A 12,907-nucleotide genomic window follows, 5' to 3' on the forward strand; every position below is an offset into this window, starting at 1 on the left:
CCTGAATTAATGTCGGCAAATTTTACTTTCGTGAGTGTTAAATCCATCCGGCTGCGCAATGAATTTGCCTTTTTGCTGTAAAAACGCCACTAATTCTTTGGCCGTCATATTTTCAGCGGAACAGGTGTGAAACCGCGCTAGCTCGCCAAAACGGGCAATAATTGCCGCTTCCAGACTGGCAGTGGTGTAACGCTCGCCAGAATTAATCATCATGTTCAGTACATCGTGACCGTGTATGGATGCCATAACCCCTCCTGAAAAAAGCCAGCATAGCCTTGCCGCCGTCGCGATGACTTGCGTTAAAACAGGTTCCGTTCTGTTGAACAAAGAAAAATGTAAAGATTTAAATACAGAGACTGTAATCCTGATTTGACGACCTTCATGAATTCCCCTATTCTGCGCGGCATAAATAACCATCAAATGCCGTTAGTAGCAGAGGAATTAGTGAGAAACCGCGCTCTGGGAAGTATTTTAATCGTTGCGGGCACCACCATTGGTGCAGGAATGCTGGCGATGCCGCTGGCGGCGGCAGGCACCGGTTTTGGTGTAACGCTGGGGTTACTCTTCGGATTATGGGCGCTGATGTGTTATACCGCGCTGCTGCTGCTGGAGGTCTATCAGCACGTTGCCGCCGATACCGGGCTTGGCTCACTGGCTCAGCGCTATCTTGGCCGCTATGGTCAGTGGCTGACCGGTTTTAGTATGCTGTTTTTAATGTATGCCCTGACGGCCGCCTACGTCAGCGGCGCAGGCGAATTGCTGTCGTCGAGCCTTAATGACTGGCTGTCCCTCACCCTGCCTCCCGCCATCGGCGTACTGCTGTTTACCCTGGTCGGCGGCGCGGTGGTGTGTATCGGGACATCACTCGTCGATCTCTTTAACCGCTTTCTGTTCACCGCAAAAACGATTTTCCTGGTGGTGATGCTGGCGCTGCTGTTGTCGCATATTCATCAGGTCAACCTGCTCACCCTGCCGCTGGAAAAAGGGCTGGCGCTGTCGGCGATCCCGGTCATTTTTACGTCGTTCGGCTTTCACGGCAGCGTGCCGAGCATCGTGAGTTACATGAATGGCGATATTAAAAAACTGCGGCGGGTCTTTATGGTCGGCAGTTTTATTCCGCTGGTAGCGTATATTTTCTGGCAGCTGGCGACGCTCGGCAGTATTGGCTCTCCCGCGTTTGCGGCCCTGCTGGCGACCCATGCGGGTCTCAACGGATTATTGCAGGCGATCCGTGAAGTAGTTGCGTCACCGCACGTCGAACTGGCGGTACATCTGTTTGCCGATCTGGCGCTGGCAACCTCTTTTCTTGGGGTGGCGCTGGGACTATTTGACTATCTGGCCGATCTTTTTCAGCGTAAAAATAGCCCGCTGGGGCGTCTGCAAACCGGTTTACTGACCTTCCTGCCCCCGCTGGCGTTTGCGCTGTTTTATCCGCGCGGATTTGTGCTGGCACTGGGTTATGCTGGCGTCGCGCTGGCGGTGCTGGCGTTGATCATCCCTTCCCTGCTGGCGATGCAAAGCCGTAAACGCTATCCGCAAAGCGGCTATCGTGTCGCGGGCGGCCAGGCGGTATTGTGGCTGGTCCTGGGCTGCGGCGTGGCAATCATCGCGGTGCAGTTTTCGATAGTTGCAGGCTGGCTGCCTGCGGTAAGCTGATCAAAAACGTCGATGGATATCCATTCTTCAGGTTGAGGGCACACCTGGCTTTGCTATTGTGCACGCCGTTTTGCCGGGTGGCGGCTTCGCCTTACCCGGCCTACAAAACCCTCAATATCAACAAATTATTCTGAATTGTAGGCCTGTGCAAGCGAAGCGCGGCCAGGCATCATTCCACGCTATCACGTTTGTCGCCGACTAAGGGACGATTATCCGTCCCTGATGAAGGTTTAATGCAGGCAGCACTGCTTGAATTTTTTGCCGCTGCCGCAGGGACAGGGATCGTTGCGGCCAACCGTTTTTTCTGCCCGTAACGGCTGCTGTACCGGGGTAGCCGGAGCGGGGATCTGATGGGTAGACCAGTAAGCGAACAGATTGAGTGCCGCAGGCTCCAGCTTATCAATACTGCGATCGCGCTCCTGCGGCGTCAGCGTATCCAGTTTATCGAAGTTAGCTTCCAGACCATGTAAGGCGATGGCATCAAGCTCAGGGCGCAACGTTTCCGGCAGCGATGACCAGTCGGCCAGCGCAACGCCGCGCATATAGCCAAAACACCACTCTTCAACAATCGTAAATTCACTTCCTTCGATTTCACGCGTGCCAAATACCGGTTCAAATTGCTCAGGATAATGTTCAAGCCGCTCGGCAATGTCGGCCATATGCTGAAAACACAGCGCCATAAACCGCTCCATCTCCCGCTCCGATTCCCAGGCAGGCACGTTTTGCGCACCACCCCAGATAGCCAGCAGCCAGTCGGTCGGCTCAATCTCATGCGGCGCAGAGAGCACGGCGGTGAGCAGTCCATCCAGTTCAGAGACGTCAAGAACGCCGTCGTCAGTGCCATATTTCACCAGCACATCATCGAGCCACTCCAGCTCAGTTTCGTTCAGTGGTCCGGTATTCATAAAAGGTTTCCTCTGCGACGGGCAATGTGGATGATAGTAACCTAATGGCGGACACAAGTCCTAAGCAATCAATCCCCTGGCCTTTGCCAGAAGAAAAGCCGTAACCGACGTGGCATCGGTGACTTTGCCATCAAGGATCAACTGCATAAAATCGTCTGTTTTGATTTTGCGGGCGGTGAGACCGTACTCTTCGGGATCGAGCGACGGCGCATGATGGGTTAATTCGGTTGCCAGATAAATATGATAGCCCTGCTGCGAATAGCCCTGCGCCAGCTTTTGATAGCCGACGCGGATCATCTTCCCGGCGACTAATCCGGTTTCTTCGCGCAGCTCACCGGCGGCAACCTGTTCAGGCGTGGCGGTTAACGTATGCTCCCAGGAGCCCTGCGGAAGCTCAATCGTTCGCTCTCTCAGCGGATAGCGAAATTGCTCCACTACGAAGATCGCATCATCTTCGACCGGCAGGATCACCACAAAATCCGGCTTTTCGATAACCGAGTAAATCCCCTGACTGCCGTCCGCCCGGAGAATGCGATCTTCGCGCAGCGCCATCCATTTATTACGGTAGATCTCTTCAGTCGAGAGCGTTTTTATTTCCATTGTCATGCCGGCCTTCGTTGGCAAAAGATTTACCATCAGCATACCGTTTGCAGGGTAGAGTATGAAGGGGTTTGCATAGCGACCCACGTTACCAGTTAAAACTTTTCACCAGCGTCAGTTCTCCGGCTTTGCGCATAGGGACGATGAAGGTTTCCTGCTTTTCACTGGCAGAGCCTTCATCACTGATAATGGTTAATTGGGCGGTGGTCAGTTCCGTCTCGCTACGGCCACCGTAGTAATTGATATACACCAGATAACGCCCCTTGACGGGCGCAGGCATTGCAAAAATCTCCGGGCCGTAGCCGGTTGTCACATCAATATCCAGCGCGCCGCCATTATTCAGCACGGGATTGCCATACCAGGCATGTTCACCGTCCGGCGTCACCACGTGCATGTCTAAATCGGTGTTATCGGTATCCCACGACAGAACCAGCCGCAAACGGGCACGGATTGCGCCGGCGCCCGGCGTTGAGTAAAACTGCATGCGGTTACGGCTCTTACCGTCAGGGCTGACGACTTCAATACTGTTACTGCCTTCCGGGAAAATATAAGGGCGCGCAAAGGAGCCGTCATCTTCAAAACGCTGCGGCATGCTGACGCCGTTGACCACCAGCCTGCCGGGTGCTTTTTTACCCGTTGGTGAGAAATTTTTGATCTGCCCGCGAATTTGCGCGGAGATATTTTGATCGCTGGCCATATTCACCGTTGACGCCGGGTAGTTCACCGACTGCGAAAATGCCGCATTGTCGCCTTCCGCCGCACGCCACCCGGACAGCGGTGCGTCGATCTGTACCTCCTGACCTCCCGCGCTGTCCGCCAGCGCCGGGAGTGAGATAAATAACAACGGAAATAAAATACGAGACACTGTACGCATAGCATTAGTCCATTAATAAATGACGGGCCAGGTTTTCCACATAAGACTCATCCAGCCCCGAGGGATAACCGTCGAAAGCCAGATGCAGGTACTCATGCGTGACATCCAGCCTGTCCTGTAGCGTAAAAAAATTGCGGATATACAGACGCTTTTGCTGCCTGTCGGTAAACGGAAAACCTGAAACCAGTTTGCAAACCGCAAATTTTGACGGCTCGCTGTAGCCAGGCTCCAGGTCCAGTTGCCTGCGCCACTGCTCCCTTTTCGCAATCAGCCAGCGTTTTGCCTCCGGCATCGGCAGACAGGTGGAGTGGGGATCGTCCCGGCGGCTCAGACTGGCGTAAGGAAAGGCTGCAGAGAGGATCGCGTCAAAGCGCTGTCCCTGCTCTGCCTGTTGACGCGCGTTTTGCCATGAGAGTAATCCGGCAGCGGCACGATCCCGGTGATAATTGACCGGCCCGCCCGCCAGGATTATATCCTGCGTCCAGGCCGTGACCTCACGCGCCGCACGGCTGGCAGGCGAAGGCGAAACGCGCTGGCTGGCGCTACTGTCGCTGATGCTCAGACACTCTCCCTCACGCTGCGCGTTTTGCAATAGCCACGTGCGGATGACAATGGTCATTGCTTTCGCCGCTTCCAGCGGCGTGCTTGCCGCTTCGCGATCCAGTACTCTGGCAACGTACTCTTCAAGGCCGAGGTGGGCCTCAAGATGCAACGTTCCTTTTTTTGCCAGAAGCAGGGTTTCGCCGTCGCTCACCAGGGTACTATGATTGCCATTGGTGAATGTCACCCGGTAGCGACCAAACAATGGACCGGCGGTAACGTTCTGACCAGTGTTTTCGTTGATTACCGACTGCACCGGGTAGCGGGCAAACATATCCACCTGCACACACTGTCCACTGGTGCCGCCTGACGGCACGGGCAGCAGTTGATTAAGAACGGTGGCATAGCGCATCAAGACCGTTTTGCTGGTGCCGCTACCGCCAGCCCACACTGGCGTACCGTCCGTCAACCAGCCAGCGAATCCTCCTTCACGGGAATGCGCTTTGTCACCGGCAAACCAGCTCCAGGTTTTTACCCGCAGCCGTCCGCCAAGCTGTGCGGCCACTCCGTCTTTGGTGTTATCCAGGAGCACATCCAGCAATACGTTCCGGGCTTTTTGCTGCGCGGGCAATATGGCTAATGAGTCGAGCAGCGTTTTAACGCTGACCTGCGTTTGCGGGCCGAGTGAGGACAGCGAGCCCACCCATGGCGGCGCATTGTGCTGTTGCCAGTATCCATCCCATGCGCTTTCATCAATATGTAACCGCGAGGGAGCAAAATAAAGCCCACACGAGCGAACCAGTGCCGTATCACGGGTGATGCTTTCTCCGGGATGGCAACAGTACACTTCCTCGGGATCGCCCCCCGTACACTGATAAGGCTGCTCCACCTGGTGGGTATCCTCCAGCCAGGCGTAAACATACAGTTTCCATACGCTACCCAGTGGAGAAAGCGTCTCTTCCGGCAGCGCCGAGGCATGGCTTATTCCCGCCTCGGTTAACGTATAGAGCCGGTCGCCCTCCGCCTCACGAATCGCCAGACGCAGAGACGATCCCTCTGCCGTTGCCAGCAGGGGGAGGAAACAAAGTAGCCATATCGCCTGTGCCAGCCTCACTTATTTCACCTGCATTTCAGTCCAGTCCGTGTCGGCGGCCAGGCTCTGCTGGTCAGGGGCGTAGCTGCGTACATAGCGAACGGGGGGTAATACAAATTTTCCTTTTTGCGAAAAGCGCAGCAGATGACGAAAGGTGGTGGTTCCGGTCAACGTGTTTACCGGGATCATATAGGCCAGCTCGCTTATTTCATTGCGTGCTTTTTCCAGCAGCTCACCTTTCTGGTTTTTCCCGCCCGGCTTGCGGATGGAAATCCCCCATGTTGTGCGCTCGACGTCGGCACCCGGCGGCAGCGGGACCTCAACCTGGCCGTAACGCAGCGGTGAGGTTTGCTCACTGGTCAGCGTAATTTCATCAAGATAGAGCGCGTCACTGTCAATTTCATTGCCCGCGACGGGTTGCAGGGTAAAGTCCATCGCCTCCTCACCCACTACCAGTTTGAATAAATGACGTTCGACTTTCACCGCGACGTTATTTTGCCGCGCGTTGTTGGCTGGTTCACGCCAGCGGATCTGCACGTTCTGCGGAGTCACGATATCATCCGGGAATGAAATAGCCTCCGGCACGCCCTGCCCGATCCAGCGCCAGTCGTCGCCTCCGTTCGCCGCATGGCGCTTCGCCCATGCGCCAGCAGGCGCAGGAAGCGTGGCAGCCGGCGTTGAACGCATCAGGGTCGTTAGCCAGGTCAATGCCAGCGCGCGATCCATGCCCGATTGCCGGGCGGTTAAGCTGCGCAGAATGGAGGCTGCCTGGCTCGCATCACCATTACCACTGAGCAGGACCACCGTGCGGGCCAGCGGCTGATTGCTGTCGGTCGCCAGACGCAGGGCAGCTTCTTGTGCGGTCTGACCGTCAACCGACGCCAGATTCACTTTTTTCAACAACGTGGTGGTCAATACTCTTGCCACCGCGTTGCCCAGCGCAGAATCAGGTTGCCAGAGGATCAGGCTGGCATTGTCATCCCCCTGCCAGGCGCCCGATGTCGCTGCACTGTTGGTGAAGGCTTCATCAAGGCCCTGCAACAGACTCTTCACCGGCAGGCCCATTTCCTGTGCCCAGGCCAGCACCAGCGCCCGATGCAATAGCGGCATGGCGTTTGCCTGCCCGGCGTAGCTGTCCAGCATGTGCTGCCAGTATTCTGTTGACTGAGGGACGCCCAGCGCCTGACTGGCGTGCCAGTCAGCGTACCAGGCCCAGGCGGTCAGCAATGCGCTACTGTCTTCACTGTCTCCCCACCAGGCAAAACGCGCCCCCGGCCCCGCCAGCTGCATCAAACGCAGACGGTCACTTTGCATCATCTGCCGCAGATCGTTGGCGGCTGCGCCGTCATGAGTGGGCAGCGCGCGCCAGGCCAGACTCAATGGGATCAAACGACTGGCCGTGTTTACCACGCCGCCGTAGGGCTCATCGACAAGCTCATCAAGGTTATTACGGAAGATGTCCTGCACACTATCACTGCTTTGCAGGCGAATGTTGCGCGCGTGTTCCGGTAGATCCAGCGCATTATCTCTGCCCGTTAACACTACGTTTTTTTGCTCATCCACCAGCCAGGCGTTATCAATAAAGTCCAGCTTCGCACTGATGCTGTCCTGGGGCTGGCCGTTTTGCAGCAGTTCCGCGTTGAACAGGCCAGACTGCTGAAAATGCTGGGTCAGTGGAATGTAGTTTGCTCCCTGATGGAGCGTCAGCGGCTGACGCTGTTCTTGTCCGGCAAAATGCGTTACCAGCTCAACGGCTGCGTTATCCTGCTGGCTGAAAATAAACACCCCGGACTCGGGCTGATCGCCTTCCCGGAACACTGTCGGCATGCTCAGCTTCATGTAGAGGTTTTTTTCTGAGCGCAGAAAGGCACGACGCTGCCCTACCAGACCGTCAGCATTCATTCCACGGGCGGTGATCCGCCAGCGGGTCAGGGAGTCCGGCATCAGGAAAGTAAAGTATGCTTTGCCCTGTTTATCCGTTTTCAGAGAGGGCTGCCACGCGGCGGTATCCACATCTTCGCGACGCGGACGTTCGAGCATTTTCACCCGCCGCTCGCTGCGGTTGGTCGCACCCGGCATCGTGGGTTCGCTGGAGAGCGCCTGATCGTAGCTAATAAATGATAAGCTGGCGCTGGTACGCACATTATTACGCCCCAGCGGATAGAAAAATGTGCCAATATTCGGCGCGATTTCCGGCTGGAGCGCATAGATCATTTCATCCACAACCCCGACCGTCAGCGTTGCAGGAGCCGGTTTGCCCTCCAGCAGCGACGTCAGTTCGACATTTACCAGCTCACCGGGTTGGTAGTGGGTTTTATCCGTTTTTACCTGAATATCCAGATGCGGCGTCACCACTTTAATGCCCGCATTCTGAAAACTGTACTGTCCGTTACGCGTATAAAGTACGGAAAACGTCGTATTGGGCGCAAAGGCGTCAACGACCGGTACCTGAGCAACGTACTGGGTATCATTCAGACGCTGGATCGTCAGCCAGCGTGCCGGGCGCGATAGCAGCGACTGCTTCTCAACGCTATCCCGCTCCAGCGTCAGCAACGCGTCCTGTACTGGCTCGGGGAAGGTAATGAGCATCTTCGCGGTTTCACCCGGCTGGTACTGGGTTTTGTCCGGTGTGATATCAATGGTTCCGGTTTGCGCCTTACTGCCAGGGCCCGTCACAGTATGTGTGATAGCACCGATGATTAAATCGTCTTTATCACGTAATGTCAGGGTGTAATTACCGGGCTTATCAAACCGTACGGTGAACGATTCTCCGTCTGCAGCGACATTTCCCCGTTGTGTTTGACGATCTTCAAGGCGGATCCATTCGTATTTCACCGGCTTCTGCTTCTCTGACGTCAACGCGGAATAGTGGAAAACCACATCATCTCCAGGCGTGCTGAACTGCGGCGCACTTTTCAGGGAATAGCTCGCCAGCCCGCGTTCAATCAGGATCTCTTTGGTCGAATTCACCCGATACGCTGCCCCGTCGCTGGCGGAAACAGTCAACAGATAGCGGCTGGGTTTTGCCGCGGCAGGCAAGTTTAGCGCCACTCGTCCGGCCTCATCAGAGGTCATTTCAGTGCTGGCGAGTTCAATCGGGAAATGCCCGGCGTAGCGGAGATCGTTACCGACCATCGACAGCTGCTGAGACCGGAGGCTTAACTGAATACGGGCATTTTTTACCGGTTTACCATCCGGATACAGCAGTAAAAGATGGCCCTTCACCTCTTCTCCGGTTTTGAACTCTTTTTTATCCAGCGTCAGCGCTACCTCGAAGTGCGGTTTGATATAGCTCGCCACCCGGAAAGCGCTGCTGTAGAGATGATTACGATACGCCAGGCGCAGTTCATACCCGCCGGAAACTGCGTTATTGGGCAGGCGGAGACTGACCTGCCCTCCTTTATCGCCATCCAGCATTATTTTCTGTGATTGCAGCACGCTGCCATTGGCATCAATGACGGAAAGGGTTGCGGGCGCGCTGATGATAGCCGATGAGTGCAACGGGTCGTGGAATTCGCGACCAAGCACCTTGATATCAACCCGATCGCCGGCACGGTAGAGTGGCCGATCGGTGAAGATATAGAGACGGGTGTTATAAATTTCACTGTCGTAGTAGAAGTTCTCAGAGACGAAAACACCGCCTTCAGCATCTTTACCCAGAATGTAGGATCGCTCCGGCGAAAGGTGTTTTAGCCGCAGGAGACCGTCAGCGTCCGTTATGCCACTGGCTAATACGCCCAGACCGTCCGTCCATAAAATATCCGTGCCGGGCTTCGCCTCACCGTTCGTTTTTCCTGCCGTCCATACCAACAGCTCGTTACCGGAAACTTTGCTGAGCGCGACGGTACTGGAAACGAAAACGACGGTGGTTGCCCGATACTTGCCGATCGTGGCCTCGACCAGATAAAGCCCAGGCTCCAGCTTACCGAGGGGAACATAAACGTTGCCTGGCTGGGCCTCTATAACGTTACTCGACGATCCTTCCAGCCTGACCCCGTCCTGCGGTTGAATCGGAGCCGCATCCCAGAGCGGATAACGAAACTGCTCAACCAGCGGGTATTTTTTCAATGGTGAGAACGGGTTCACCTGAACGTATTGCGATGGCATCGTTAACGCGTTGCCAATCTGTAATTCTGGCAGCGCCTGCGTCACTTTCTGGCGAGACTGTGCAGAAAAAGAACGCTGCATGACGCGACGTGATTTCCCGTACCAGTTATCCCATAAAAAGGTGAGCGTGTTCGCCAGCCCGTCACCCAGGTATTGCGGCTGAACAACAATGCGGTGCAGGTTTTTCTGCTGACGCAAAAAAGCCATCGGATCGGGAATGCGATAGAGACGAATATCTGCCCCACCATAGTCTTCCATGCGGTAGCGCTGATAATCGCGACCAGGCACTTCAAGTCTGACTTTAGCCTCTTCAGTACTGGAAAAACTGCTGTCAGCCAGTAAAAAGAAGCTGTCTCCCGTAAGCGATGAATAGCCGCTCGAGGGAAGCTCATCTCCGGCATGGGCAGGAGGTAATCCCAGCGCCGCCGCAATCAACAGCGGAAGACAAAGGCGAGAAAACGGCTGTCTGCTTACCGCGCCAGAAAATTTAAGCGATAAACGCCAATGAAATTGGGATTGGAGTCGTTGGGTATCCATCGGGTATCGTTCCATGTCATGAGTTGTTGCAGACTGACGGCGCGCATTCCATTATCCGCGTGGGTAGCACTTCCGGTATGGTAGATGACGTAACGCCCCATCCAGACCATCAAATGCTGATCGTCGCCCTGATCAAAAAAAATCATATCCCCAGGCAGCGCCTGGTTTATATCCCGGCCAACAAAACGGCTGTTGTACTGGACTAATTTAATCGCATTGACATACGGGCCGGATTGACCGTTGCCCTGATCCCAGTTCTGCGCCAGCTGGCGTTGCTGGGGCGTCAGCGTCATTTCCGGCGGTAAAAAGCGGTTTGAAAGGCCGTTACTGCGCAGCCATTGGCTGTTATGCGGCTTCAATGCTTCGTTGGCGGCAAACCGCACCAGCCCGGCACAATCCTGCTGATACCAGCGCGGACTGGGGCCCTGGCGCAATTGCTCTTCCGCGATACGCGTAAACCACGAGCGAAACAGCGCAGACTGCCCGGCATCCAGCGTGACGGTTTGCGCCGCTATCGCCATCGTTGACATCAGCCAGCAAAATGCTGCCAGCAAACGGATCATAATGCCTTCCAGGTCACCGGTAGCCACTGCCAGGCGTCACCGGGTTCAGGATCGGCAAGCGACATGGCATAACGAGGCTGTTCGGCTAACGCGTCGAGTTTTGGCATCAGCAGAGTTTGTGCGGCGTTAAAGAAAACCGGCTCAACATTCTTCGGCAGGCTCTCCAGCGTCTCGCGCCGTAATAGTTTTGCCATTCCCTGCGGGTTGATATAGAGCGGCACCGTGCTGCCAGTGGGAATAACATCTGCCATCGGGGAACGCGTTTTATTCAACGTTTGCAGCGCCTGGTTGACTAACGTGTCGTCGAGAGAAAATAAAACGGTTTGATCCTGCATCGCCAGGGATACGCGAAAGAAAGAGGCCGACATCAGTTGCTCAGGCGCTGCCGATAGCGCCGCCGGATACTGGCCATAACGTGAGCTGACCTCACGCTGCCAAAGCGTGGCCGCACCGGACTGCGTTTTTTTCACCGCTATTACGCCCTGCGGAGCATTGATTTCACGCGCTCCGATGGCCTTTTCAAACAGCGCGGCGGGAAGCTGCGCCCGTTCAGTGCCGCCGTTAATTTGCCCTACAAATAAAGGGCTCTGGAGTTGGGAATTCTCATACCAGCAAAGTCCGCCAGCGCCCTTCAGCAGTCCGTTAAGAGGGTGTTGATCTGCGTCCAGCCGGGCAAGCATCTGCTCAGCAATACCGTGGGAATACGGCACGGCAACGCAAAAACTGGCGCCTGAGGGCATTGCAGCCCAGACCGGGGCGGAGTCAAAGCTGGTATCAACGCTGGCAGATTTGTCATCGAGCGCCAGCCAGCTGTGCCATCCATCAGCTGACATGTCGAACCGTACGCCAGCAAACGCCGGGATCAAACGCTGATAGCCAAAGCCCAGCAAATTAGCGCTGACCACGATCCGTTGACGCACCGGCTGTTTCTCGCTGGTGGACGGCAGACGGGGCGCCAGCCCAAACCGGGTATTCCAGTGTTTTTCCCCACTTAACAGGCCGCGGGCGATATCCGTGGCCGTTGCATCCTGCTCGTCACCTTTGAACAACATATCGCTGCTGGAAAAAATCAGCATATTGTCATGCCAGGCAGCAAACAGCAGAGAACGATTACCGTTATAACGCAGCTGATAAATGGGAACGGTATCGTTATTGATTTTGATGCCGCTGATTTCAGTTTTGCTCAACTGCTTGTCGCTGGTCGCCGCAAACAGAATCGGCTCCAGCAGCTTGCTCAGCCCGCTACGCTTAATCAGCACCATATAATGTGACAGACGGCCTTTTTTATCGTGCCACAATGCCGCCTCGGCAGGCTGATCGAGCAGGGAGGTTAACAGCTTGTCCTGAAGCTTCAGATCGTGCTCATAGACAATGCGCCGGACGCTACCTTCGATCCCAAGGCGGTCGGCATTGTTCTGGTAATAGAAAACGACGTCTTCGCTGAGAACATCATGCAGAAAAGGGATCGTCAGGAGATCCCGGGGAAGTTGACTTAATGAGTTGCTGTCAATCAGCACATCCGGCGTGTTCAGGTCGATCTGCAAATTGGTTTGCACAACCCAGGGCGTCAGCGTTTTTTCCGCAACGTGCGCATAGTGCTGCCATCCCCAGACGGCGGCTGAAAGCGCCACGAGACCGCCTGCGATAATAAAAGCATACAGTTTGCGCCCTTTCGCTTTTTTAGCGGGTGACGTTAATTCGGTCATGACTACCATCCCTGACATATTTTATTCCGCTACTTCCAGGAGCGGAGGCAACACCCTCTCAGTGTCTATATGATGACATTAAGATGGGCTTCTGTTCTGACGAGCAAGACTACCTTTTCGTCCGGCAAAATCAATATCTGATAAAAGACCAGTTTCGGACACAAAAAAACCACCCGAAGGTGGTTTCACGACACTGCTTATTGCTTTGATTATTCTTCTGATTTCCCATGGTGCCCGGGGCGGGACTTGAACCCGCACAGCGCGAACGCCGAGGGATTTTAAATCCCTTGTGTCTACCGATTTCACCACCCGGGCGCGGGAAAAAA

Annotated in this window: 9 protein-coding genes and 1 tRNA gene; 1 reads left to right on the forward strand and 9 read right to left on the reverse strand. The window is 55.3% G+C overall.

The annotated features are described in order from the left end of the window. Positions 1-6: 6 nt before the first annotated feature. Complete coding sequence (locus P0H77_RS13195) at positions 7-246, reverse strand: YecH family metal-binding protein (RefSeq protein WP_276157337.1); 240 nt, start codon at positions 244-246, stop codon at positions 7-9. A 198-nt stretch (positions 247-444) separates the two neighbouring features. Between P0H77_RS13195 and tyrP the strand changes: the two genes are divergently transcribed. After that, entirely contained in the window at positions 445-1,656 is a 1,212-nt protein-coding gene (gene tyrP, locus P0H77_RS13200) for a tyrosine transporter TyrP (RefSeq protein ID WP_276157338.1), read from the forward strand. A 230-nt stretch (positions 1,657-1,886) separates the two neighbouring features. On the opposite strand, the gene P0H77_RS13205 is transcribed toward tyrP, so the two are convergent. From P0H77_RS13205 to P0H77_RS13240, 8 genes are all read right to left on the reverse strand, one after another. After that, complete coding sequence (locus P0H77_RS13205) at positions 1,887-2,561, reverse strand: YecA family protein (protein WP_276157339.1); 675 nt, start codon at positions 2,559-2,561, stop codon at positions 1,887-1,889. Between the two features lie 60 nt (positions 2,562-2,621). Continuing rightward, positions 2,622-3,167, reverse strand: coding sequence for an NUDIX hydrolase (locus P0H77_RS13210; protein ID WP_276157340.1), 546 nt, complete (start codon positions 3,165-3,167; stop codon positions 2,622-2,624). A gap of 82 nt (positions 3,168-3,249) precedes the next feature. After that, complete coding sequence (locus P0H77_RS13215) at positions 3,250-4,026, reverse strand: DUF2135 domain-containing protein (RefSeq protein ID WP_276165128.1); 777 nt, start codon at positions 4,024-4,026, stop codon at positions 3,250-3,252. Between the two features lie 13 nt (positions 4,027-4,039). Continuing rightward, entirely contained in the window at positions 4,040-5,689 is a 1,650-nt protein-coding gene (locus P0H77_RS13220) for a DUF2300 domain-containing protein (protein WP_276157341.1), read from the reverse strand. Beyond that, positions 5,690-10,195: an alpha-2-macroglobulin gene (locus P0H77_RS13225; RefSeq protein WP_276165129.1), complete on the reverse strand. Its 4,506-nt coding sequence runs from the start codon at positions 10,193-10,195 to the stop codon at positions 5,690-5,692. A 50-nt stretch (positions 10,196-10,245) separates the two neighbouring features. Further along, positions 10,246-10,842: a DUF1175 family protein gene (locus P0H77_RS13230; RefSeq protein ID WP_276165130.1), complete on the reverse strand. Its 597-nt coding sequence runs from the start codon at positions 10,840-10,842 to the stop codon at positions 10,246-10,248. Positions 10,843-10,871: 29 nt separating this feature from the next. Next, the gene (locus P0H77_RS13235; protein WP_276157342.1) at positions 10,872-12,581 is read right to left on the reverse strand and encodes a DUF2138 domain-containing protein; all 1,710 of its coding nucleotides are present in this window, start codon (positions 12,579-12,581) and stop codon (positions 10,872-10,874) included. Between the two features lie 228 nt (positions 12,582-12,809). Beyond that, a tRNA-Leu gene (locus P0H77_RS13240) sits at positions 12,810-12,896 on the reverse strand. Between the last annotated feature and the right edge of the window lie 11 nt (positions 12,897-12,907).

The sequence above is a fragment of the Superficieibacter sp. HKU1 genome, assembly GCF_029319185.1.
Classification (GTDB): Bacteria; Pseudomonadota; Gammaproteobacteria; order Enterobacterales; family Enterobacteriaceae; genus Superficieibacter.